Below are 25,642 nucleotides of genomic sequence, written 5' to 3'. Positions count from 1 at the left end.
CCAGTGTTTTTACATAAGTGTGCCTAGCTACCGACTGGCATCGCGAAAAGTTCAATTATTTCAGCAATGGTTAATCGAGCAGCTAGCTTAAAAATCCCAAGATAGGTTTATTGAATAAGTCCCGCTTCTTTATAGTACTTAAGAGCGCCAGGGTGAAGTGGGGCAGTTAAGCCGCTTTTTATCATTTCTTCTTTTTTTAGGTGAGCAAAGGCTGGATGCAGTTTTTTGAAGTTATTAAAATTTTCAAACACTGACTTGACGATGTGATAAATCACTTCTTCTGATACTGCAGTCGATGAGACAAATGTGGCACCAACGCCGAAAGTGTTTACATCATCCGGGTTACCTTTGTACGTCCCACCTGGCACAGTTGCGTTTCTATAGTAGCTTGCCTCGGCGATTAACTGATCAATTTCTGGGCCCGAGACTTCGATGATATCACTATCACATGAGGTAGTGGCCTCTTGAATCGCGGCACTAGGATGACCAACGACGTAGATCATTGCATCAAGCTTGCCATCACATAATGCTTTGGATTGTTCGGATGCTTTGAGTTCCGAGGCAAGCTTAAAGTCTTCAGTACTCCAATCGTATCGCTCCATTAATACATCCATAGTTCCGCGTTGACCTGAGCCAGGGTTACCGATGTTGACCCGTTTTCCTTTTAAGTCTTCAAAGGTTTTTATTCCCGAGTCTTTGCGTGCCACTACGGTAAAAGGTTCGGGGTGGGCAGAGAAAACAGAGCGAAGCTCTTTAAATGGCCCCGCATCAGCAAATTTACTGGTGCCGTTATAGCCATGGTATTGCCAGTCAGATTGAACAACACCCATTTCGAGCTCTCCTGCTCTTATGGTATTAACATTATAGATAGAGCCTCCTGTGGATACGACGGAGCATCGAATTCCGTGGGCTGCTTTAGTTTTATTGACGAGTCTGCAAATGGCACCACCAGTGGGATAATACACACCCGTTACACCACCTGTACCAATAGTGACATAGTTATCTTTTGCCAATACAGAAAAAGGGCTTGTGAAAAGAATGAGAGTAACAAGTGCTGAGAAGATGCCTTTAAGTGATGCCATAGTCATTCCTTTTGTCGCATGGTTGCTACTAAACTAAAGTCTAGCCATTTGTTAGCGCTCGTCGAAAACTATATGCATCATGGTAGTTAATATTCAATAAATTGTCCGATTCCTTGAGGTGTCTCACTTGCTGAGCATTATCAGCTGCTGGTTTTCCGTCTGGAGTAAGATGATTATTTTCAAAGCCTACCCGAACGTCTAGACCTTGTTTTAGTGCATGGGTTAAACACTGATGTTCATGTTTGCCAAAGGCGCATACTGCAATACGAATACCATATTGATGAAGAGCAGAAATGTGCAAATCGTCCAACTCTTTAGGGCTTGGGTTTCCCTGAGTTTGATATCGTCCTAGTACAACTAAGGCGTGTTGGTTTTGGCTCGGTAAAACATCATCGTTGAGCAGTTGTAGATACCTTGATATATCGGGTTGTTCATGCAAGATAATTTGGCTGATAATGCCTTGCTCTGCTACCCAGTGGAAAAAAGCTCGGCAGTCACTTAGGTTAGCAACCTCTGGGACTAACTCACGCAATGCGAATGAAGCGGCCTCTGGTTTAACGGCTCTTATTAGCTGTTTTTGTTGCTCAGGCGAATATAGGCCAACCGATTCAGTGGTTAATTGGATTATTATAGAATCCCCCACGGTGTGTTTGACATGCTCATAGAGGCGTTGATTGAGTGTGACATCAAGGCTATGGCGCCCGCTGTCGTCACGGCAATGGAGATGAACCATCGCAGCTCCAGCGTCTCGGCACGCGATCACTTCTCTAATGATTTCTGTTTCTGTTAGTGGAATATTCGGGTGATCCTGCTTGGTTTTGCGAGCGCCATTGGGTGCGACAATAATGGCGCGCTGAGTATGTTTATCATTATCTGAAGACATTAGATCCATCCTTTTGATACCTCATCGATAGTGGTTTTTAACTTACTAACTATTTCTTCGATATGCCCATCTTGAAGGATAAATGGAGGCGCAAGTAAAATATGGTGTCCGTTCTTGCCATCAATCGTGCCAGCCATTGGATAGCACATTAAACCATTTTGCATCGCATGCGCTTTTATCATGTTATGAGCTTGGGTGCTGCTAGGAAGGGGAGCTTTGGTTGTTTTGTCTTTGACCAACTCGATACCCAGAAACAATCCCTTACCACGTATGTCTCCTATGTTGGGCAAAGGGCCTAGTTGTTCCACAAAGGCTTGCTTTAGTTTACCTCCGAAGTGATTGACAGCATCGATCAGTTGTTCGTCTATTATTGTGTCAATGGTTGCTAGCGCGCATGCACAGGCAGTTGGATGCGCCATATAGGTATGGCCGTGTTGGAAAAAACCGCTGCCACTGGCGATTGAATGGTAGACTTTGTCATTGGCTACTGTGGCACCAATAGGTTGGTAACCTGCGCCTAATCCTTTTGCGATACAGACTAAATCTGGCTCAATGTCTTCAAGTTCAAAGGCGAATAGACTTCCGCTTCGACCAATGCCACACATGACTTCATCCAAAATGAGCAAAACATCATGAGTGTCACAAATCTCGCGTATACGTTTAAAATATCCTTTCGTTGCGGGCACTGCTCCTGATGTCGCGCCAACGACAGGCTCGGCAATAAATGCCATCACGTTTTCGGCTCCGAGTTCAAGGATCTTTTCTTCGAGCTGATTGGCTGCGCGTATCGAGTAATCATCTTCTGTTTCATCATTGTTTTGGTATCGATATGCGTAGCATGGGTCAATGTGATGAGCACTAGAGAGCAGAGGTTTAAATGGCTCACGTCGCCACTGATTGCCCCCAACGCTCAGTGCCCCTAGTGTATTTCCATGATAGCTTTGTCTGCGGGCAATAAACTCGGTTTTGCTCGGTTTTCCTTGTTCAACGAAATGCTGCCGAGCCATCTTTAAAGCGGCTTCTACGGCTTCGGAGCCTCCGCTGACAAAATAGGCTCGATTAAATTGCTTGGGCATTAATGAGCAAAGTCTGGTGGCCAGTTTCTCACTTGGCTGATTAGTGAAAAAGCCAGTGTGAGCATAGGCTATCTGATTGACTTGTTTGATAATCGCCTGCTTAATCGCAGCGTGATTGTGGCCAAGGTTTGATACTGCTGCGCCGCCACAAGCATCAAGGTAAGATTTCCCATTCTTGTCGAAAAGATACATACCTTCGCCGTGACTGATGGTCGGCAAAATCTGGTGGCAATGTCGATGAAATACGTTGGACATATCAGGACTCCGAAAGATTCGATACTTTAATCCTGTCCAACAATACGCAGTTACGCAACTGACAAAAAGTTGAGCTTTATGAGTTTTTGGAATAGTTGCAGATAAAATTGAAACAGCCAAACGGCTGCCTCTGGAATACTCACGAGTAGTTTAAAAGTGATTATTCGCTTTCTGAGTGAGCAGCGAACTTTTCTAGGGCCAAAACTAATACTATGGCGCTGAGCATGAGTATTACTGCAACGGTTAGTTGCGCAGGCTGCGATGTAATCGCTTCAAAATCAAATGGAGAAAGATTACGTTCAAGTAATGGTACTTGTTCACCGCTAGAGTTTGTTCTCCAACTGAGCGTTTCTTTCCAAGGCCATATCTTTGGTAATGTCCCCAACATTAAACCCGTTAAGAAAGTCAGAGTAAGATCTCGCACATGCTTGAGTAACCAAGTTAGGACATGTGACAGACTCAGTAGGCCGATAACACAACCACAGGCGAAGAGTGCTAGAGGTGTTATATCTATGGATTTGACGGCGCCCAATATAGGAGCGTACATCCCAATAAGAAGGAGGATAAAGCTTCCAGATATTCCCGGTAGTATCATGGCACTGATCGCAATAGCGCCTGCGAGCACGATGTTAGCGCTGGTTGGGTCAAGTTGTAGTGGCTGAAGTATGGTGATGCTATAAGCGAAAATAACACCGAGTAACAGTGCGATCATACGACTCAGACTTCTTTTTTCTATCTGCTTGAGCATATGAAAAACAGAAACCAGAATAAGGCCGAAAAAGAATGACCACAAGGGGATCGGATGTGTTTCCAGTAACCAAGAAATCAGCTTAGCAAGCGTCGCAATGCTCGTGAGAATGCCGGAAAAGAGTGCGATAAGAAAAAGACCGTTGATGTGCTCGAAAGCGTCTTTTATCCCATCATGTTTTATTACGCTGATGAGCTGTGGGTTAATACGTCTAATGCTTTCCAATAATGTGTCGTATATCCCTGTTATGAAAGCTATGGTTCCACCAGAGACTCCTGGGACCACATCAGCAGCCCCCATTGCTAATCCTTTTAAAAACGTTGATAGATATTTCATTGTTTAGAGCAAGTTAGTTTTGATTTCAAGATTATAACGACAATGGGAATTAAACAGTACCAAATTATACCTAGAGCATAAATTGATAAGATACTGGTTTACTATCAATTTGCACTTGTCTTGCAATTTGCAACTTGCAATTTGCAAAAAAGAGGCGTTTAATTGCTTAAAATCTGAACCAACATATCGTTTTTAAGGCTTTAAATGTTGGTACATAAAATGCATAATACTTAACGACCCTTATTAAGCCGAGGGTCACCTAGCCAACTGACGTTGTTAGTGAATAATATTGTTCACAAAATATAGATGCCAATCGCGATTATTGCGGTTGGCTTTTTTTTTTACTTTTTCTTTTCTGTCAGTTTACACCGCTAAAAGAGACAAATTTATAGCCACTCCTCGACAAGTATCTCCAGTTACATCCATAATGGCAGTTTCGTTTTTAGATTAAATTATCAATCATACGGTTTCTGAATATCACTACTTACATGGATAGATTTCAAGCTTGGCTTTCTAAACTACGACTTTGTGGTTTAATCTGAATATTAACCGCCAAATGAAAAGAAACACCATTACGTTGCCTAGTAAGGGAAGAGGGGTAACAGACAATAAAGAGGTTTTATGAATCAAGTCATTTCTGTTGGGCCACTAGAATCCTTTCTAATCGCTATATGTGTCTTATTTCTAGGTCATTTTATCAACTCAAAGCTTCCTATCTTGACTAGGTTTAATATCCCTGAACCTATTGTCGGTGGACTTGTGGTGGCATTTGTTATCACAATGATGCACTTTGAGGGTATAGACCTAGAGTTTTCATTGCCATTACAAAACACTTTTATGCTGATGTTCTTCAGTACTGTAGGGCTTGCGGCAAACTATACGCAGCTGATAAAAGGCGGCGCTAAGGTGTTTATTTTCCTCACGGTCGCGTCAGTCTACATTATCATTCAAAATGCTGTTGGTATCTCTTTGGCAACGGCGCTTGGTCTTGATCCTTTGATGGGCCTAATCGCAGGTTCAATCACCTTATCTGGTGGTCACGGTACTGGCGCTGCATGGTCACAAACGTTTACAGAGACATACGGGTTAAGTAATACATTGGAAATCGCCATGGCATCGGCAACCTTTGGTTTGATCGTTGGAGGTATTATAGGTAGCCCAGTTGCGCAAAAGTTGATTAACAAGAATGGGTTTGAGTCCGATTATGGCAAAGGGGGCAACACCCATGAAAAGTTTCCAGAGCTTGTGACTTACAACGAGTATGAAGAAGATAAAGTCACTTCAAAAAAGGTGATTGAGATCTTATTTGTTTTGCTGATTTGTGTGACTGGTGCTAAGTATCTTGAGCAATGGGTGACGAGCTTGGAAGTCAGTTGGCTTATGATCCCTGATTTTGTTTATGCCTTGTTTATCGGTGTGTTTATTACTAATGCAATGGAAATCACCAAAGTACACAGAGTGGATGCGGAAACAGTTGATATTCTCGGTACTGTGTCGCTTTCGTTATTCCTTGCAATGGCTCTCATGAGTTTGAAGCTGTGGAATATATTCGATCTCGCGATTCCATTTCTTGTCATCTTATCTGTTCAGTCAGTAGTTCTAGGCCTTTTTGCCTACTTTGTGACCTTTAAGGTCATGGGCTCTAACTATGATGCTGCCGTTATGTCAGGTGGTCATTGTGGGTTTGGCTTAGGTGCGACCCCTACGGCTGTGATGAATATGGGATCACTGGTCAATAAATATGGTCCTTCACCTCAAGCCTTTATGGTTGTCCCTATTGTCGGCGCTTTCTTTATTGATATTGTCAATCTGATCATTCTTCAGGGCTATATCTCTTTTATACGCTAATTTAAGCGGCAATAAGCCCAATCTACTGAGTAGTCTGGGCTTATTATACTGGGTTAGTGGTCTAAGTAGAGATAGTTTTGCCAGCTTTTCATTCTTATCAGAACTTTGCGCATAATGGATACATGAGTGAACTGATTTGAATACACTGCAACTTCGACAGCCGTTCCCATAGGGAGATGATAACTGGATAAATCATCGGTAATTTCTAGCGTAACAAAAACACGTCCATTGGTACGCAGTGCTTCAGTACCCAATAGAGATCCACGTGCTTGAAATTGGCTTTCGCCGATTGCGGGCAGTACATCAACAACTCGTCCCTTAAAAACCTTGCCAGGAATTGCTCTAAAGAGAAACTCTGCTTCATAGCCCGGTTGCAGACGCTGAAGCGAGTTTTGCCTGAATGCCGCAGCATATAGAGTTTCTTCTGTGTGTACGAATGTCATCACAGGAGCGAGAGGTAAAGGTACCGCCATCACGCCGGGACGAAGAGCGAGTTGAGTGGCGAAGCCATCGGTTGGTGCTTTCACGACGGTTTGCTCTAAATCGAACTCCGCTTGGCGCAATTCTGCAAGTGACTGAGCGACCCTAGTATTCTCACCACCTATTTCAGAATTAAGGGCTATTTTAGCTTGGCTCACTCGTGCTTGAGATACGTCGACCGCGGCCTCAGAGGCTTTGTAGGCTTGGCGACGACTGTCCAGATCTTGCTCAGTAAACGCGCCTTTGTCATAGCCACGTTGGTAACGAGAAAATTCTCGCTGCGCTTTGTCTCTATCTGCGATGGACTGAGTCAATGCTGCTTGAGCTTCGAGTACATCAGATTGAAGGCTAAGTGCGCTTTGGCTGGCTTCTTTTATTTTTGCCTTTAATCTATCAACTTCTGCTTCGAAAGGGGTGGGATCGATAACAAACAGTACATCCCCTTTTTTTAAAGGCTCATTGGCTTCTACAGGAACATCAATAACTCTCCCTCGCACCCCAGATACAATTGGGGTTGTAGAAAATACCTGATTTCCTATTTGGGTAAATGGATGGTTGTAGTTCATGAGTAAGATTAAAGTGCCAACCAGAGTGACACCGCCAAGGACAGCGGTTGGGACGGTCCATTTATTGAGCGGAATGTTAAAAATTTTAAAAATAGCAATACATAAAGCGGCATAGGTCAGAATAAGGAGTAAATCCATTATTGTTTCTCCTCGTTGTTGTCTGTGCTCGCAACGGATGATTGCTCAACTGGGGAGGTCATAGTATCAATTTGTTGTTGTAAGCGATTGAGCTGTTCACTGAGGAGATCCATCCTGTGATGTATATCGTGTTGTTCTTCTTCCAGCCTTTGGAAACCCCAACCTCGTTCTTTGCGCCATAAGGTTGCCCAAATCCAAAGAAATGGCCAGATAGCATGTAGGGTAAATAAACTCACCCAACCTGCGTAATGTATGGCGTCTTGATGAGGATGTTGCCTTTCCTTAGCGATTTCATAAGGTATATCGTGAATGATTATTATGGCGTAGAATATAACTAGCGCGACAAAGATCAGTAGACCTAGTGCGAAGTAATCCAAAAACATAAATATGCTCCCTTCTTAATGACGTGCAGCCACTATTAATTATGATTTAAACAGATATTTTTGTATGAATAATGAATGTGTAATTTTTAGGTTTACTTTCCCTTTTTTGAAAATTGAGAAGTTTGCGATTCCACTAAGATGGCATAATGGCGTTCCACAAAGGATATTTTTAACCATAAGCGTTTAGTCTAAAACGTTAAGAATAGTAAATAAGTACTAGGTTGGATTAGCAAGAGTATTTTTCTGATTTTCTATGGCTTGTTTGAACAACTTGTCGAAGTTTGTAAAACGTATCGTTTTAGAAGTTGAGATTTGATATTAAAGATTGCTCGCCACGCAGTCTCCGCTTAGATTGAGAAAAAGAATGCCAGTTAATCTTGAGGAGTGAGTTCTATGACAGTAGTTCTCTTAGTGTTAATGGGGATTGAGTTAGATTAAGGCTTTGTGCTGCCGTCATCCCATCTTTACCTTGGTAGCATAAGTTATGCCAGGCTCTGAATATATCCAGCAGGGGCAGTAGTCCCCCAGGTCTTAGCTTACGCCTAGGCTCGTCAATGAAATCCTCAAATAAGGTTTGAAACCTGTTTTGATAGAAAACAGTTTGGCGGATACTGGCTTTTTGTAACCAGTGTTGTGGATCACTATTGTCCCCAGCGAGATAACAGATACCTTTGGACGTTCCATTATCATTTGCAATCGCCCAGCGGTCACGCCACCACCCCATATGTAAAATATCAATCTTATCTACGTCGTTATTATTGTCCCAGCTACTGTCCTCTTCAACGTAGAGGAGATCAATACTTTGATTTTGAATCCTAGGTAAACCTATGCTCAAAGCTGCGGACCTCAAAACAGGGTCTTGAGGCAAATAAAGTGTGACTCGTCGTTCGTTATTGCATTGTGCAAAGACATGTAGGAAGTGTGCGTATGATGTGTAAGGCGGCCTTATGAGAGCACCTTTAGTCGGGTAATGGAAATGGCTGAGATTGCCCAAAGGGTCTTCGACATTACTACGCGCGAGTATCGCTTGATATTTATGATCAATTCTCTCTTTTAGTAGTGAAGCGTTCGAGAATGACGGGGTGTATTCCTCCAATGAATAGTCACGGCAAATAAGACGAGAGTTAGGTTGGTAGGGATCATGATAAGCTTTGCCTTGTGGGTCTTCATCGCCCGAGTAATTCACGTGTTGGCAGAGGATATAACCTGTTTTCGCATCCCCAGTAACAAACCAAAGTACCCCATTATTACTTTTGGGCTGCAATGGCAGGTAGGAAGAAGCCAGTTCGTATTGCGCAGCGTGATTGACCCACCGCGCGTCGAACATTGCCAGTTTACGTCGACATCGACTGGCAATATGATCTAGGTGATCGTAGAAAGTCTTAGGGTTAATCTCCAGCTTACGGCATATTTCGCGTACGGAGTATCCGGTAAATAGCAGTCCCAATAGAGTCTCTTGGAAAACCAGCTTATTATTTGTGCCAGACCATTTGTCCACAAAGGTTGATTGGCATAGTTTGCAGCGATAACGTTGGCGGTCGCCACTGTAGCCAAACGCATGGTATACGTGTTTGTTGGTGTGTACGGAAAGGCCAAAATTTTCGCAATGGTTATTTCGGCAAGCAGGTAAGCCGTCACTATGAAGAAGTCTTAAACGCTGAAGCTCGTTTAAGACTTCTTGATTGTTAAGTAAGGGGGGGAAAGCGCCACATTCCCGACAAACCATCGTAGGTCGCTTCGGGTTTGCATGTTGCACCATGTACCTATGCGCATCACTTTGCCCAAAATTTTCACACGCCAATGTTTTACAAAAGTTGAGTTGTAACCCTTCCGCTTCCTTCGGCAGTTTACCAGATTGCACTATCTCCCCCTCGGGATTATCAGGGCTACCAAAGCGGCCCTTGGTAGCAAAATATGGTTAATTAAATATTGATGGCGGTTTCCAGAGCAACTTTCATCATGTCGTTGAAAGAATCCTGGCGCTCTTCTGAGCTGAGCTTTTCACCACGGGTAATATGGTCAGAAACGGTCAGAATGGTGAGTGCTTTTGCTCCGTGGTCGGCAGCTACACCATAAATGCCAGCTGCTTCCATATCAACTCCCAAGATGCCAAGTTTTTCCATTTTTTCAAAAATATCAGACTCTGGAGTATAAAAAAGGTCAGAAGAGAAAACGTTACCAACTTTGACAGATACATTTTGCGCTCGAGCTTGTTTCACCGCTTCTTCTAACAGACCAAAATCGGCAATGGCAGCAAAATCATGATCATTGAATCGTATACGGTTTACCTTGGAGTCGGTTGATGCGCCCATACCAATGACTATGTCCATCAGATTGACATCATCTCTTACAGCGCCGCAGCTACCAATACGAATTATGTTCTTCACACCATACTCAGCAATAAGTTCATGTACATAGATGCTGCATGATGGGATCCCCATGCCGTGGCCCATAACAGAAATACGATGTCCTTTATATGAACCCGTGTAACCAAACATGTTGCGTACATCACAAACTTGTTTGGCATCCTCAAGGAAATTGTCTGCAATATATTTTGCACGCAATGGATCGCCTGGCATCAAAACGGTTTGTGCGAAATCACCTGGTTGAGCATTAATATGTGGGGTTGCCATAGTTGTCACTCCGAATGATTAATGATTCTAACTACTGATCACTAATTGTGTTGATTTAGAAAAATCGGTAGCCAGATACTAGCTAGATGTGAGGCCGATCCATGAGATGTGAATCACAAAAGTTGGTCTTGTTGTTATTGTTAATTGCATTGGTAACTTTTTGTGTTGAAAGAGTTAAAGCGATCGTTTTGCAAGAAAAGACAGCATTTCATCTGAACCAAATACTCCGCATTTACGTAATACAGACTACTTATACAAATTTAAATCTTGTACAAATAAATAAATCTATGCTATTTCTTATACAAGATATTTTTTTGTATACCTTGGTGAGGAATCAGAAGATGACAAATGCAATCAAAGTAGGTATCAGTTCATGTGTATTAGGAGAAAATGTTCGTTTCGACTCCGGACATAAGATCAGTAAGTTTGTGACCAAAGAACTCGCGCCATATTTCGAATTCGTCTCTGTATGCCCCGAGGTAGGAATGGGTATGCCTGTTCCGCGACCTACCATTCGCTTGGTTTCAAACGACGAACGCATTGCACTCGTAGAGACAAAAAATCCTGAGAATGAACACACAGCCAAAATGCTCGATTACTCTGAACAAAAAGTGGCTGAGCTTAAGACTCAGGATCTGTGCGGCTATATTGTATGCGCAAAATCGCCCACTTGCGGTATGGAGCGAGTCAAGATTTATCGTAAAGGCGGGTCTGAAAGCATTGGTGTGGGGTTGTTTACTCAGGAATTAATGAAGCAAATGCCTTGGTTGCCTGTAGAAGAAGACGGACGCTTAAATGATCCCGTTCTCAAAGAGAACTTCATTGCACGCATCTTCGTGCTAAGAGATTTTTATGATTCAATGGGAGATGAGCCTACGGCTGGAAAACTGGTTGCTTTTCACTCTCGTTACAAGCTCACTCTGATGGCACATCACCCTCAATCATATAAAGAACTTGGTCGTCTCGTTGCCAACATCAAAGATTATGATCCACAGACTTTTTACCAACTGTACCGAGAGGGTCTAATGAAAGCGGTCGCTAACAGAGCGAGCCGTAAAAACAACACTAACGTACTAATGCATTTACAGGGCTACTTCAAGCGATCATTAAATAAACAGCAAAAAGCTGAGTTGTGTGGAGTGATTGAGGAGTATCGTCAGGGCACTTTGCCTCTCTTAGCGCCGATAACCTTAATTAAGCATTATTTAACGACTTACCCAGATGAATACTTACTTGAGCAAAAATTTTTGCAACCCCATCCCCAAGAGATGAGGCTGAGATACGGATTGTAGAATGAAGAAATACGCGATAAGAGAAATTTCTGAAATGACAGGTGTAAAACCAGTCACCTTAAGGGCTTGGCAAAGAAGATATAGCTTGATTGAGCCAGAGAGAACGCCTAAAGGTCACAGACTGTACACACAAGAACACATTGACTTAATTGATAAAATTCAGAGCTGGCTCAATAAAGGCGTGTCAATTGGTAAGGTCAAAGCCCTGTTAGAAGCGAGGAACGGTGGACCTTATGACGCTGATGACAATGTGAGTCAATTGGATGATGTAGAGTCTGTACTGGAAGCTTTGGCAAGTCTAAACAAGGGTAAAGCTGAAACACTGATTAATTCGGTCGTTAAAGAGTACCCCCTAAATGTTGTCGACAAGCAATTTATTCAACCTGTTCAACAAGCCTTTGCCTCGATTCGTCCATCTTTGCGAGCCCTGCAATATGGTCTGTTTTACTCAATAATGGTCAATAAGTTAAACGCGATTATTGATTCGGAAAACAAAGCGAGTCGCTTTGGACGCGCATTGCTCATAAGCACTGTTGGCAATACAGACATAGGCTCACGCCTTATGGCACTAACACTGGTTGAGCAAGGGTACAATGTTACTCTGTTAGATGAAGTCGAAGATTTTTCGGGGCTCGCCATTCATCCTGCCATAGAAAGTTTTGCTGTTATCGGTATCTACAGTGCGAAAGCCATCAATGAGCCTCAGCTCACGGCCATAAACCAGCTGGAGGAACAATTTTCAGGCAAAGTGGTGGTCTCTGAACTGATACAACAATTGCGGTGCGAAAAATGAAACTAGTTTGGTTAAGGCGAGATTTACGAGTTGATGATAACACCGCATTGTGCGAAGCGCTTAGTCACGGCGAACCTGTGGCTTGCGTTTATCTTGCTACGCCAGAGACATGGGAAAACCATGGCCTAGCGCCTATGCAAGCGGATTTAATCTTTCGCAGGCTCGAGCAGCTTTATGAAGAACTGGCAGAGCTCAATATTCAACTTTTGTATGACGAAGTCGCTCAGTATTCTGACTGCGCGGAGCGAATAACTGAAGTGGCTACTAGCCTTGGCGCAAATACTGTCTTTGTAAATCGACAATACGAAGTGGATGAGTGTCAACGAGATGACCTACTTGCTAGTCAGCTGTCGGCAAACGGCATTGGCTTTCGCTTGTGTGACGACAAATGCATTTTCGCTCCCGGCAGTGTAGTCAACAAGCAAGGAAGTTACTTCAAAGTCTTTACTCCGTTCAAGAAAGCTTATCTTACTAAACTCGAATCACATTCTTTTGAGGTCAAAAAAGCCCCTAAAGCTGTTAAGGCTGATTTACCAGAGACAATCCAACATTTATGCTTTCACCCATCGGTTACCTTCAGTTATTCAAGGGAAGAGAGCAGTGTTTGGGTCGCTGATAGTCAGTCAATTATCGCGCAGCTAAGAGATTTTACCGCGACTCGAAGTGATCTTTATGACCGTCAGCGAGACTTTCCCTCTATGCAAGGGACGAGTAAATTATCACCCTACCTAGCCATTGGTGCTTTATCAGTTCGCCAATGTATGGCGAGGCTAATGTACGGTCAAACCTTACCGCTCAGTTCTGGACGTGAAGTGTGGCAAAGTGAATTGATCTGGCGAGAGTTCTATCAGCATCTGATTTATTTTGAAGCTAAACTCAGTAAGGGACGCAGCTTTCTTGATTGGGGTGACGGCTTAAAGTGGGACAACAACAGTCAATGGATTGAAGCGTGGAAAACAGGACAAACAGGTTATCCGATAGTAGATGCAGCGATGCGACAATTGAACCAAACAGGTTGGATGCATAATCGTCTGAGGATGATTGTAGCAAGTTTCTTGATCAAAGACCTTCACATTGATTGGCGCATCGGTGAGCGCTACTTTATGAAGCGTCTTATTGATGGTGATTACGCAGCCAACAACGGAGGTTGGCAATGGTGTGCCTCGACAGGCTGTGATGGCCAGCCTTATTTCAGAATCTTTAATCCCGTAACGCAGAGCGAACGCTTTGATCCATCAGGCGCTTTTATACGCCAGTGGGTACCTGAGCTTGTTGGAGTGCCAGACAAATATATTCACAAGCCCTGGGCGTGGTCAGATGTAAGAAACCTGTCATATCCTGATCCAATAGTTGATCATAAGGTCGAGAGAGAAGTAACCTTAGTCCTCTATAAGGAAGCTAAGGACGTTTAACATGCTGCGCATACTTCTCCCCATTTTATGTTGTTTCAGCTTATCAGTGCTTGCCGCCACGTATCAATTGCCGCAAGAGGGAAGCAACATTGTTGGGCGTACGCAGTACCATAAAGTGACGCAAGGCGAAAGCTTAGCTGATATTGCCAAGCGTTATGATGTCGGTTTTTTATCACTCATGGCAGCAAATAAGGGGGTGGACCCGTTCCTTCCTGCTGAAAACTATGTGTTAACCATCCCAACTCGTATCATACTGCCCGATGTGCCAAGAAAAGGCATTGTGATTAATCTCGCAGAACTCCGTTTGTACTACTTTCAACCTGATAAAAACTTGGTCCATATCTTCCCCGTCGGTATTGGCCGTATTGGCAGGGATACGCCAGAAATGGAAACCAGTATTAGTCAGAAAAAGCGCAATCCTACTTGGAAACCGCCAAAGTCGATTCGAAAAGAATACCGAGAGAAGGGTATCGATCTACCAACAATTGTACCTGCTGGCCCCGATAATCCACTTGGAAACTACGCAATGCGATTGGCTTATGGTATCGGAGAGTATCTGATACACGGTACAAACAAAGACTTCGGTATCGGGCTTAGGGTGAGCTCGGGTTGTATTCGTATGGACCCAAAGGATATTGATTGGTTATTCCCCAAGGTCAATCTAGGCGAAAAAGTGCGGGTAATCAATGAACCGATTAAAGTGGCATTGGAACCAGATCGGAGTGTGTTTGTTGAAGCGCATGAACCACTAACACGCAGTGATGGCAGTAAAAAAGCTCTGGTCTTGCCGGAAGAGCTGCGCTGGTGGTTGGATGAATTTGACCTATCAGATGCGAAGGCTAAAGCCGTTATCCTTGCCCAAAATGGTGTGCCTGTTGAAGTAGTATCGCCTGATTTTATGGATTGAGACTTAGTGTTGAAGCCATAACTTAGCCTTTAAAAAAACAGAAAGGGCCTATATTAGCAGGCCCTTTGTAATCGAATCGCTTACTTTTGGACAGAAACGAGCTAGATTCTTTGCTCTAGCTCGTATCACTTGGATTAGGAAAAGTATGGTCAGATTCAGTAGGAACTAAGAGTTGTTAGCAACTTTATAGAGCCTTAGCATTAATCACTATAGGACCAGCAAATGTAAAACCTAGGTTGAACGAAAGCCTATCACCCGTCAGTAAGGCATCCCATAGCAGCTCGGTATTATTATTTTTGTGCATGAATATTTCAGTGCCACATCTATCTAGTTTTACAAATCCAGAATCTCTTGAGATTCTTAAAATAATACCTTCAATTACACTATATTTCGAACGTTCAAGATCATATTCATAATCTCTTACTTCATGTTTTGAATCATAAGATACTTTAGCACCCCTGAGATTCATAAATGTTTTTTTTGCCTTTCTCTTTAACTCTTCATCCCCCGATGTGTACGCAAACCTAGCAAACCAAAACTTAGCAATATAGTTTCTGTCTTCAGGAGAAAATGCCCTTTGATAATAATATAGTAAATCCGACTCTTTATAGTCTGTATGATACCTAATTAACTCTGCATAGTTGAAATTAATGTCTTTATTATTTCGTCTTCTTTCTAGTGCTTTTTCAAGAACTATTTTTGCTTTGTCTATGACTTTGTTACGTATATGTAACTCTGAAAGTCTAATTGCAATAAATGGTTCTTTATCACTGTCTTCGAAGGCTTGCTCTAGATTCTTAATTACATTAGGGGTGTCGTTACATATATCCGCAAATTTTGACTCAAGCATCGAAATATGACTATCATTCGGAAACTTCTGTTTAACAACAGATATATATTTCTGAATATCCCTTATCGTGTCACGGAATGTTTTGTCATTAATATCATCATCACCTAGGCTATCAGTAAAATCATCTATCAGTAATTCCAATCGTGTTACAGATGTATGACTAGATTGCCCCCATGTTCTTTCTATTTCATCTAGATAGTGCCTAGATTCAGCTCTATATTTCCTTCGCTCATGCTCATCCTCAGTAGATTTTGCTTTATCTCTCCAAATAATCGATAAAGTATGAATAATTGAGCTGTCATAGTGTGCAATATCTTTGGCTATTTTAAGGTATTCAATAGCTTTTTCTAAGTTTCCGTTAGGCCTTAATCTTTCATAATTAGCCATCTGCTGAAGAATATATGGGTCATCTCCAAGGTTATCTTGTGCGTACTCATAGATTGCTCTGACATCTTCAAGAGTATTAAATAGTTCATCTAGAGACTTGGCTTTTACCATACCCCTGAAAATATATTTATCTGTCTGATAAGAGGTATTTAGCTTTCTTATTATTGATATGTATTCTTGATATCTATCTGAGCTGTCGATCAACGCTCTATTGAAAACGATCTCTGCAATTTCTGAATGTCTAGCTGTATAGAAGTAATCTCCATTTTTGTCTTGTCTAACTACAACTACTTTTTCCAAAGGTCTATGGAGGGTGTCATTAAACTTATCAAAACAAATGCCATGAATACGTGATATTAAGCCAGCTCTAACAGGTAGCCTTAATCTATTCATTGTGCAAATCGTTAGGTATATTTTTTTTGCTTCAATGGGGAAGATATTATTATATTCATTATGTATTATATCCTCAAAAGACTCACCCATTGTAGCCTCGTGAAGTGCCACTAAAAGCTGCCTTCCATGTATTTCTTTAAACTCTTCGCAGCGTTTTTCAAAAGTTTTATGAATTAAATTAGGACCTAGGCAATTGTTATCCTCCAAAGACTTGACAAGCTCCCTTATTTCAAACTCTGACAAGTACCTTATTTCATGGGTTTTCGTTACAATAGAATCTAAATCATCGCATTTCATATTCCATTCATTATATCTTTCGGCAGTTATAATGGTTATTGCAGCGTTGGTTTTTATAAGTTTATTGAATACTCTGTTTATTTCTATGGAGTTTAGTGCCGCATTATCCCAAAATATAAAAAGCCTTTCATTTGTATTCTCACATAATTCATGTAGAGCATCTATATCAATAAATGAAATGTCTCTGACCCAAAGCGTGATTCCTACACTAGAAAGCCTAGCTTCCCAAGCTAATTGTCTAAGCAATACGGTCTTTCCTGAACCTGCTTCACCTTTGATGCAAAACAATTCAGTATTATACTCCCTTTCTGAATCAGGACTCTCGAGGATTTCTCTAACTAACTCGTCAAAAACACTTCTCTTTATTGCAAGTCCTTCGGCAATAGGATACCAGCCTAAATCAACCCCAGAATAAAAGTCTTCTGCGTGTGAAAGTTCATAAGGTAACTCACTATATAGATAATCCACTTGTTCAGATAGAAGTTTTATTACTAAGCTACTAGGATTACTATCGTTTATATATTTTAACTTTATTGGGTGAGTAGTATTAGATTTTATATAACCCAAGACTTTTTGCTCGGCTGATATTTTTTCATCTAATTCACGTAGAAAACTCTCGAATGTAATATCAATGGCCGTAATTTTTTTTCTTGCCCAAAGGTCAATTTCAGCCTGTTTTACATTTGGCTTAAGAAGATAGTGCCTCATACCGTTGGATGCTTCTTTTTCCAAACTACTTAAGACACTTCTTATATTAGAGTCTTGCAAGCTATGCCCAACAAATACAATCGTATATTCGTATGCTAGTTCATACAAGTGGTTAAACAGTCTTTTTCTAGAGGATAAACTATCATTATATTGTTCAACTGTAAGTATTAGGGGTATGTTATTATCTCTAGTTCGACTTATACATCCATGTAGCTTAATCAATGGGATTAGCTCAGAGTCTTTTCTAGTTATATCTAAACTATCATCGTTAGATAGGATAGGGATTATTCTTTTGGGTGTTTTCTTCGAATCCTTGTAAACAGTCTCGACAAGGTGGTCATAATTGGTTGTGAAAATAGCACGCCAGTTAAAGTCACATATTAAAGAGTGGAATTCAGCTGGGATCAATTCACTAAAATATTCTTTGATATAATCTTGAAGTTCATGTAGAGAGTGGCTAGACTCAGCTAGGTCTGACACATGAGCTAAACTTTCGGATTTAAACTCACCATCCAAAAATTGATCGCAGATCAAGTCTCTCAAATCATTACCTAATGGTATATTTTTACAATCTGGTAGTTTTGCCCCGTATAAAGCTCCAGAACCCAAGAAAAGAACAACCTTTCCTTCTTTTATTCTCTCAATCAAAGTCTGATTTACTGGCATTTTAATGACTCAATTCCATTTATGTTTCATGTAGCATATTACTTTTGATATGCGCACTCATCAGATGATAGTGCGGACTGTGATCACATCACGATTATTCAACTCAAAGAGACGAAACGAGGTTAGCTTTTTCATTAGTACAGATATGGCAAACCTTGAGTTATCAGGCAGGAACGAGTTATGAATCTAACTTGTCTTGGGGCAAAATCTTGTTAGAGAAAAAGTATTGAAAAGTTCTTTAATGTTTACACTAAAAACAAAAGTGGCGACATTTATACTATCGCCACTTTATAGCCATTCGAACACAAGTTGTCATTCTTAATTATTGAAAAACAACAACTTATTTTATACTTCAGACTTATTTAGTATAAGACTGGGCAATGTTGTCGATGCGCTCGTTAGCACGTGCAGCTTCTTCACGAGCTGACATTGACTCAGATTTAAGAGCCTGTACATCCTGGCTTAGCTGGCTAACCTGATTGCTTAGCTCGTCAATTTTAGCTGAAGATGCATCGTCTGGGCCTGAAGCACAACCTGCGAGAAAAAGCACAGAAGAGGCCGCAGCTGCGATCAACATTTTGTTCATAGAAGAACTCCTTGCATGTAAAGTATCAAAAATACGTCCTATACTTTTACTCTCATATAGTGACGGTTACTAAAGTGTAGACTCTATTCTGCCTATCAAAAAGCAGGATAAAGTCAAAAAAACCCAAGATTTTAAGCAATTATCGAATTAATTGATACATGTCTCACGGCTAGTGAGTGTAAATGTCAATGTGCTAACTATATTGAGCGTCAAAACCAGAATCACAGGGATAATTTTCTGTGATCTCTATCCACTCCGGCGCTTTCAGGGTATCATGTCGCGTTTTTTAAAATTTCCGTGTTTGGTTTGAGAATAGAACAAGACGCAGACACACTTATAACTTGGAGAATACTTTGCACTTTAAAGAGTTAGGGCTAGACAACCGCTTATTAAAAAATCTTAAGCACTTTGACTTTAAGCAGGCGACAGACATTCAGCAGCAGGCGATTCCGGTATCGATTGCTGGCAAAGACTTACTGGCTTCCTCGAAAACGGGGTCAGGGAAGACGCTTGCTTTTGTGTTGCCTATGCTGCATAAATCTCTAAAGAACAAAGCATTTTCTGCCAAAGACCCTCGTGGAGTTATCTTAGCTCCGACCCGAGAATTGGCCAAACAAGTCTACGGCGAGCTACGCTCTATGTTGGGTGGTCTTTCTTATGAAGCTACCCTTATCGTTGGTGGTGAGAACTTCAACGATCAGGTGAAAGCCTTGCGTCGTTACCCTAAGTTTATTGTCGCGACTCCGGGACGCTTGGCTGACCATCTTGAGCACCGTTCCTTATATCTTGATGGACTGGAAACTTTGGTGTTGGATGAAGCGGACCGCATGTTGGATTTGGGTTTTGCACCTGAGCTGCGCCGTATTCACAATGCTGCCAAGCATCGCCGTCGTCAAACTTTGATGTTCTCTGCAACGCTCGATCACGCTGAAGTCAATGAAATCGCATTTGAAATGTTGAATGCACCAAAGCGAATAGCGATAGGTGTATCGAATGAGCAGCATAAGGATATCACTCAAACATTCTACCTCTGTGATCACCTTGATCATAAAGAAGCGATTTTAGAGCGTATTCTTGATGATGCCCAATATAAGCAGCTGATTATATTCACGGCAACTCGGGTGGATACAGAGCGTCTAACTGAAAAGCTTAATGCGAAAAAACTCAAAGCCATTGCTCTAAGCGGTAACCTCAATCAGACTCAACGCAACACCATCATGAGTCAGTTTGAACGGGCGGTGTTTAAAATTCTAGTGACGACCGATGTTGCTTCTCGCGGTCTAGATATTGCCAATGTTACCCACGTAGTCAACTTTGACATGCCAAAGCATACCGAAGAATATGTACACCGTGTGGGCCGCACAGGTAGAGCTGGCAATAAAGGTGATGCCTTGTCCTTAGTTGGCCCTAAGGATTGGGATAGCTTCAAACGTGTTGAGGCTTATTTGCAACAAGACATTACTTTTTCTGAGCTAGAAGGCTTAAAAGGCAAGTTTAAAGGTATAAAACCAAAGAAAGCGGATTACCGCGGTAAGAAAAAAGTGGTCAAGAAGTCCAAACCAGTAGCGAAAAAAGCCAGCAAGAAGCCAGCACAACGTGATAAAGGTTTCTACCAAAATGTTGCTGTGGGTGATTCAGTGTTTATTCCTAAAAAGAAAGTCGCACCAACAGACGATGATTAAAGTGAATCAACTGACTCAAACAGTTCTAGTATCCAGCTCTATTTTTTCCAGTGGTCATAACTAGAGTTGGTATTGAGTAAAACTATCAGTCAGTCGTGGCATGATGTATAAGTAAGTGCTCGAATTTCTCATTCCCTCTGAGTGGTTCAAGATCTTGTTCATCTGCTAGTAAATCACGAATAGACGGGCTTGCATCAATCGCTCGTTCCAAGTCTTCAATGGCAAGTTCTTCTATTCCTAAACGCGAATATGCACAAGCACGCTGATATAAAGCTGGCCCGTTTGTATTGTCAAGTTCCAATACTCTGTTGCACAAGCTCAGCGCCCAGTTGTATTCTTTGATTTCCATCGCTGCGTCAGCTTTGTATGTAAGAGCTTCTAAGTCTCCAGGACGAATCAAAAGTATTTCGTCATAAATATCGATACGTTGTTCTGGCGTTTGCGAGCTTTGGGCGCGTAGCCACAAATTATGAATTTCATTTATTTTTTCGATCTCTTTGTTATTCTCGCTGATGATCCGTGTTTTACGCTTGAGATCTCTCTCCAAGGCAAAAAATTTCTTCTCGTATTCTAACGCTATTTTTTCTAGTCGTTTGTCCGCCATTTCCTTTGTGTTGTGTTTGAAATCACGTAAAGATTGCCAACCCACAAATGCAATTAAGGAAGCGATACCAGCAATAATATAGAAGAAGTAAGTAACGGTTACGTTTGCGTAGTTGAGTGACTTATCTGCGACTTTAAGCTCTCTATCGGTAATTTCCACTATCATTCGTCGTTCCAAATCTTGTTGCTCTGTGCGCAGTGCTTTGAGTTCATTGAGAATATAGCGTTCCATCAATGGTCTATCTAACAGATCTGATTGTGAATACTTTTCTTCTGATGCCAAGCAGGGGAGAGCGAGAAATGTGGAGATGAGTAAACAGATCATTAAGCGCATGTAACATCCTTTGCGTGAGAATTAGAGGCAAATACTAACACCTTAGCAAATTCACATATGCTTTAGCAAAGTCTTGCAAGATTCCCTTTATTATTATCACTTAACCTTTTGTTTCATAGTGTTTTCTGCAATTAAATGCGAATGGGGTTTTAGGGTTTTCCAAGGCTAAATGTTTTAATCAATTGGATGTATTAAACTGATGAGATTTGTTAATCCTTATTATATTTGGTGTCAACTCATTTATTGATAATAATAATTATTTCATTTTTGTTTGTTAATGTTTTAAACATGCTCAAGTTTTGAAATTTTTATGCACTAAAAAGCGCCTTGTTATCACGTTTTATCGTTAAGTGTGTGAATTATTTTCCTTAATTTATTTATAACAAATATGAAACATTATTGGTTTAAATTTTAACCAGAAATTCAATTTTGAGGAAGATAACATGAGTTTTAAGCTGTGGAATATTTTGCTCGCTTCGTTTGTCGTTATGCCAGTGATGGCCGACACCGATGTATACCTAACCAATAACTCAGCCCAGCCATTGACTGTACAAGTCAGCCATGATGGTTCAGATTTACTTGAATATGGCGATGAATGGCAGCAGCATACGGAAACCTTGGGGCCATGGGAAACGAAAGCGGTGTTAAGCTTTAATCGCTGGGAGGGAGTTAAGTCAGGCCAAACATACAGATTTAACACAGTCATCTCGAACCCTTTGGGGGAAAGTGTCGAGCTAAACCAAGTAATGACTGGGCATTGGTATAATTCCTCAATCCAATATGGTTTATCTTCATCTGACGTAGATCTCTCCCTGCAAGATGATAGGGATCTGCACCGCTTCACTACGACTGCATTCGGTCAGCGCCCCACTGAGCTAAGCTTCAAATCAGCCAATACCGCTCGATATGACGACCTTTATTATACGATTACTCCAGCCAAAGTGGGTGAGACAGTTGAACCAGATGAGAATGTTCTTAAGCTCATGACCTACAACATATGGGCACTGCCTGTAATGGCCTCTCATATTGGCGATCGCTACGACATAATTCCCGAGCATGTTTCTGGCTATGATGTTTTGGCTTTGCAGGAAGTGTTTGCCAATGGCCGAGGAGCTTTTCTGCGCGAACTAGCAAAGGAATACCCTTATCATACTGAAATGTTGAATAAAAAAGGGGCCAACATACATGACGGCGGGGTGATTATTGTTAGTCGATATCCGATTGTGAATCAGGCGCAATATGTATTTCCTGACTGTGCTGGAACCGACTGTTTTGCCGACAAAGGTGTTAACTATGCCGAGATCATAAAAGGCGGTAGAGCTTATCATGTGTTTGCGACACACACGGCCTCTTCCGATACGGATAAAGCCAGAGATTATAGACAGCGCCAGTTTAAGCAGATGCGAGCATTGGCTCAGTCACTGGAAATACCCAGTCATGAAACTGTGGTGTACAGCGGTGACTTTAATGTCAACAAATTGAAATTCCCAGATGACTACCAGAGCATGATGACCAACCTAAGTGTGCAAGAACCAGATTACTCTGGATACACAGAGTCAACCTTTGATCCGCGTATCAACGACTTTTCTGGTAAAGCACTCTCAGGTGGTGAGCATGTAGAATACTTGGATTATGTCATGGTCAGTGATGAGTACGGAGAGAGCAGGCGTAATAACAATCGTGTTGACATCCCTCGTACCACAGACGAAAGGCTTTGGAAGCACTACAACCTTTCTGACCACTTTCCGGTGAGCGCAGTGATTGAGTAATGAACTATCGTGCTATTTTATTTGTGCTCGCTGTGGTGGCGAGCATCTACCTTTGGCCACAGGAAGAAAGGTTGGTTGATTCGACAGGTGACAAGCCATCGCAAGAGGTTGGTAAAACCTCTCAACGTGTAGCTAAGCCTTTAGCCAGTCACGAGTCCAAACTAGTGATCGCCCCAGTGAAGAAAATGGAAATTGATCGCTCAAGAGCGCAACTCAACCAAAGCCAAGGACGAGAACTGGTCAATGCGATAGAGCAATTTTGGTCAGATTGTCTCGGTAAAGGAGATTGCTTGTCTCAACTTGCCGCTCTCAAGTCGAAACTATCGAATTCGCGGTATCAATTGCTGGCCAACTATAACCATTTTAACAACGAGTGGCAGAGCGTTTGGCAAGAGTCTGAGTTGAACCATTTTGCTTTGCTTTCAGACAAAGTGGCAGAGTTTAAGCGGATAGCGACTATGGTTTGGGGAGAGCACGCCACATTAGTCTTTGCCGATGAATTTGCTCTCTACGATTTTAGCCTTGAACAAGATAGCCTGTCAGAGTCTTTAGCAGCAGACTTTCTAAACGCCTATCAAGCGTTATTGATAAAATGGCGAGAAAAAGAGGCGGTGTTAACTCTAGAGACCGATAGCGAAAAATACGAAAAAGGGGTCAGCCTGATCCCGAGTTCCTATCCACCAGATAAAGTGCGAGAGATAAAAAGTCAGCTCGCGAGGCAATATTTAACTGAGAAAGAGATTGCTTCGATCGCATCGAGAGAGCAGCAAGTCGTTCAGCAAAATGCCCATATTGGTCAATACCAAGATAAGCTTGCCGTTCTACACCAATCCTTAGAAACTCAAAGGCAGTCTACCAGTTTGTCAGACAGTGAATGGCAAACTTATGTTGAGAAAAGTGTCAGTAAATTTCGTAGAGATTATTTTTCATATCAATAGATTAAAATAAATTCACTACTGTTAATCACCTATTTTCGTTATGGATGCTCATCCATACTTATGAACTTTTGTAAAGTTAGAGTATTTACTCCTCATTCCTGTCACTAGGAAAAGTCGCTGTAAAGCATGTAATAGGTACTTTACATTCCGGTGACTTGAGTCACTAAGTTATTCTTTTAGTTGATAATACTATTCTTTGCATATTGATTGACTTATTAATTTTAAAATTCCAAGTGCTCTGAGACTGAATTTTGAACAATTTGTTCATTAAGTGATCTCTATCTGAAAAATAGAACAAAAATCGATCGTTTTTGTTCCACTTATTGATGGAGCTGATAGGTTGGACCGTGTAGGGCAACGCTCTATTAGGGATAAAAATTCAAATAAGGATCATTTTTATGAGACCAAACCTACCTATCAGCTTGATGCTTGCGACAACCATAGTTGGCTTTCCGTTGAACGCACAAACTGTAAACACAACAGATGCACAATCAATCTCAGAAGAAATTGCACAGCAAAAAAAAGCGCTTGCGATGCAAATCAGCGCTCGCTACTTTGATTTAGAAAAATCAATCAAGTCAAAAATTACAGAAGAGAATCTGGCCACGGATTTGGACTCTATTGAAGTTAGTAAAGACTTCAAACAGGACATGCAGCAGGCCGACTACCAATACCGCCAAACAAAAGGCATTGCTCAATATACTGATTCAGTGATGGAGCTTAGGATTGCTGATGCATCAATGGTCAAAGACTGGCAGGAAGGAGAAAGTCCACTGTTTGCATTTGAGCCATCAGGGGATGACTCAAACTGGCAGTATGTAGAAGCTTATGATGTATACGGACAAGTACATCAATTAGATGTTTACCAAATGCCAGATGTCCCTGTCCTCGTTGTTGACAGCAATAGCGCTAAAGAACTTCGTGCAGGTCTAATGGCAATGCGAGCAGAGATGAATCGCATGGGCCAAGATTCTAATTTGATCACCAATGACAGCCCTAAACTACCTTCAAAAACCAAACAAGGTATTAAGCGTTCGGCGCAGCTTAGTGATGTAGAGCCACTTAATACCACTCAGTTAACCAAAATTCGTCTTAGCGACGACGAAGAGCCATGGATTTCAGGCAAGGCCGAAGTATACGCCATTATCACTGGTGTTGATCCAAGCCGTGTAGAGCCTGAAATTGACCTAGTCGATATGCCTTATTTAGATTACGACGGCAAAGATTACTACCCAAGCCAAACCATGATTTTCTGGCCACGCTATCGTTGGGGTGCTGTTGATATGATTTTGATGGAGCAAGACGATGGAACTGACTACAAAGAGCTAGCGAAAATTTTGGTCAAAGCAGCGGAAGATATTTTGAAAATGATCCCTGACCCAGAAATTCAAGGCTACGCTATCATAGCTCAAATCACCAACAGAATACTCGATGTGATTCCAGATGGTGTGCTAACTAACGACGACGATTATCTCGACTCTTACTATACCATTATGCAAAATACCCCTTATGTCGAGCGTCCAGGAGCGGGAGGCAATGTTGTGGCAACCTTCAAACCAGTGACAATCTCTCCAACCGAATAACAGCAATAATCAAA

General features: G+C 41.7%; 20 protein-coding genes. 9 read left to right on the top strand and 11 right to left on the bottom strand.

Annotated elements, in window-relative coordinates; translation table 11 throughout:
- Positions 1–107 precede the first annotated feature (107 nt).
- The 4 genes from FIV01_RS17585 to FIV01_RS17570 form a co-directional block, all read right to left on the bottom strand.
- On the bottom strand, positions 108–1,082 hold the full coding sequence (locus tag FIV01_RS17585) for a TAXI family TRAP transporter solute-binding subunit (protein WP_152432277.1): 975 nt from the start codon (positions 1,080–1,082) through the stop codon (positions 108–110).
- A 40-nt stretch (positions 1,083–1,122) separates the two neighbouring features.
- Positions 1,123–1,974 (bottom strand): beta-keto acid cleavage family enzyme, encoded by an 852-nt coding sequence (locus tag FIV01_RS17580; protein WP_415846755.1) that lies wholly within the window; start codon positions 1,972–1,974, stop codon positions 1,123–1,125.
- Positions 1,965–3,296, bottom strand: coding sequence for an aspartate aminotransferase family protein (locus tag FIV01_RS17575; RefSeq protein WP_152432275.1), 1,332 nt, complete (start codon positions 3,294–3,296; stop codon positions 1,965–1,967). The genes FIV01_RS17580 and FIV01_RS17575 overlap by 10 nt, the downstream gene beginning before the upstream one ends.
- Before the next feature lie 160 nt (positions 3,297–3,456).
- Positions 3,457–4,380, bottom strand: a complete 924-nt coding sequence (locus FIV01_RS17570; RefSeq protein WP_152432274.1) for a polyprenyl-phosphate transporter — start codon at positions 4,378–4,380, stop codon at positions 3,457–3,459.
- Positions 4,381–5,001: 621 nt separating this feature from the next.
- Here FIV01_RS17570 and gltS point away from each other — a divergent pair.
- On the top strand, positions 5,002–6,228 hold the full coding sequence (gene gltS / locus FIV01_RS17565) for a sodium/glutamate symporter (protein ID WP_152432273.1): 1,227 nt from the start codon (positions 5,002–5,004) through the stop codon (positions 6,226–6,228).
- A 53-nt stretch (positions 6,229–6,281) separates the two neighbouring features.
- Here the strand turns inward: gltS and FIV01_RS17560 are convergent, their stop codons facing one another.
- The 4 genes from FIV01_RS17560 to deoD form a co-directional block, all read right to left on the bottom strand.
- Positions 6,282–7,412 carry an HlyD family secretion protein gene (locus tag FIV01_RS17560; protein ID WP_152432272.1) on the bottom strand — a complete coding sequence of 377 codons (1,131 nt, stop codon included), beginning with the start codon at positions 7,410–7,412 and terminating at the stop codon, positions 6,282–6,284.
- Complete coding sequence (locus FIV01_RS17555) at positions 7,412–7,795, bottom strand: DUF3302 domain-containing protein (RefSeq protein ID WP_152432271.1); 384 nt, start codon at positions 7,793–7,795, stop codon at positions 7,412–7,414. Before FIV01_RS17555 ends, FIV01_RS17560 begins: the two co-directional genes overlap by 1 nt.
- 391 nt (positions 7,796–8,186) lie before the next feature.
- Entirely contained in the window at positions 8,187–9,656 is a 1,470-nt protein-coding gene (locus FIV01_RS17550) for a lactate dehydrogenase (RefSeq protein WP_152432270.1), read from the bottom strand.
- Positions 9,657–9,717: 61 nt separating this feature from the next.
- Positions 9,718–10,428, bottom strand: coding sequence for a purine-nucleoside phosphorylase (gene deoD / locus FIV01_RS17545; protein ID WP_152432269.1), 711 nt, complete (start codon positions 10,426–10,428; stop codon positions 9,718–9,720).
- 341 nt (positions 10,429–10,769) lie between these two features.
- Here deoD and FIV01_RS17540 point away from each other — a divergent pair, with 341 nt between their 5' ends.
- The 4 genes from FIV01_RS17540 to FIV01_RS17525 are packed head-to-tail and all read left to right on the top strand — an operon-like array spanning position 10,770 to position 14,832.
- Positions 10,770–11,720, top strand: a complete 951-nt coding sequence (locus FIV01_RS17540) for a YbgA family protein (RefSeq protein WP_152432268.1) — start codon at positions 10,770–10,772, stop codon at positions 11,718–11,720.
- Position 11,721: 1 nt separating this feature from the next.
- Complete coding sequence (locus FIV01_RS17535; protein WP_152432267.1) at positions 11,722–12,513, top strand: MerR family transcriptional regulator; 792 nt, start codon at positions 11,722–11,724, stop codon at positions 12,511–12,513.
- Positions 12,510–13,925: a deoxyribodipyrimidine photo-lyase gene (gene phrB / locus FIV01_RS17530; RefSeq protein WP_152432266.1), complete on the top strand. Its 1,416-nt coding sequence runs from the start codon at positions 12,510–12,512 to the stop codon at positions 13,923–13,925. The genes FIV01_RS17535 and phrB overlap by 4 nt, the downstream gene beginning before the upstream one ends.
- 1 nt (position 13,926) lies before the next feature.
- Positions 13,927–14,832 carry a L,D-transpeptidase family protein gene (locus tag FIV01_RS17525; RefSeq protein WP_152432265.1) on the top strand — a complete coding sequence of 302 codons (906 nt, stop codon included), beginning with the start codon at positions 13,927–13,929 and terminating at the stop codon, positions 14,830–14,832.
- Positions 14,833–15,016: 184 nt separating this feature from the next.
- Here the strand turns inward: FIV01_RS17525 and FIV01_RS17520 are convergent, their stop codons facing one another.
- Together FIV01_RS17520 and FIV01_RS17515 are read right to left on the bottom strand one after the other, a co-directional pair.
- Positions 15,017–18,133, bottom strand: coding sequence for a P-loop NTPase (locus FIV01_RS17520; protein ID WP_152432264.1), 3,117 nt, complete (start codon positions 18,131–18,133; stop codon positions 15,017–15,019).
- A 358-nt stretch (positions 18,134–18,491) separates the two neighbouring features.
- A complete protein-coding gene (locus FIV01_RS17515) occupies positions 18,492–18,719 on the bottom strand; it encodes an Lpp/OprI family alanine-zipper lipoprotein (protein WP_152432263.1) in 228 nt (75 codons plus the stop codon).
- A gap of 341 nt (positions 18,720–19,060) precedes the next feature.
- Here FIV01_RS17515 and FIV01_RS17510 point away from each other — a divergent pair, with 341 nt between their 5' ends.
- Positions 19,061–20,401, top strand: coding sequence for a DEAD/DEAH box helicase (locus FIV01_RS17510; protein ID WP_152432262.1), 1,341 nt, complete (start codon positions 19,061–19,063; stop codon positions 20,399–20,401).
- An 85-nt stretch (positions 20,402–20,486) separates the two neighbouring features.
- Here the strand turns inward: FIV01_RS17510 and FIV01_RS17505 are convergent, their stop codons facing one another.
- Positions 20,487–21,338 carry a TPR end-of-group domain-containing protein gene (locus FIV01_RS17505; RefSeq protein WP_152432261.1) on the bottom strand — a complete coding sequence of 284 codons (852 nt, stop codon included), beginning with the start codon at positions 21,336–21,338 and terminating at the stop codon, positions 20,487–20,489.
- 443 nt (positions 21,339–21,781) lie between these two features.
- On the opposite strand from FIV01_RS17505, the gene FIV01_RS17500 reads away from it, so the two are divergent.
- The 3 genes from FIV01_RS17500 (at position 21,782) to FIV01_RS17490 (ending at position 25,628) form a co-directional block, all read left to right on the top strand.
- Positions 21,782–23,107, top strand: coding sequence for a sphingomyelin phosphodiesterase (locus tag FIV01_RS17500; protein WP_152432260.1), 1,326 nt, complete (start codon positions 21,782–21,784; stop codon positions 23,105–23,107).
- Complete coding sequence (locus FIV01_RS17495; protein ID WP_152432259.1) at positions 23,107–24,045, top strand: hypothetical protein; 939 nt, start codon at positions 23,107–23,109, stop codon at positions 24,043–24,045. The genes FIV01_RS17500 and FIV01_RS17495 overlap by 1 nt, the downstream gene beginning before the upstream one ends.
- Positions 24,046–24,443: 398 nt before the next feature.
- Positions 24,444–25,628, top strand: coding sequence for a DUF3103 domain-containing protein (locus tag FIV01_RS17490; protein WP_152432258.1), 1,185 nt, complete (start codon positions 24,444–24,446; stop codon positions 25,626–25,628).
- Positions 25,629–25,642 lie beyond the last annotated feature (14 nt).

The organism is Vibrio aquimaris (genome assembly GCF_009363415.1).
GTDB classification, from domain to species: Bacteria; Pseudomonadota; Gammaproteobacteria; order Enterobacterales; family Vibrionaceae; genus Vibrio; species Vibrio aquimaris.
The sequence above is the reverse complement of the archived record's forward strand: the minus strand, read 5'-3'. Positions and strand labels throughout refer to the sequence as shown.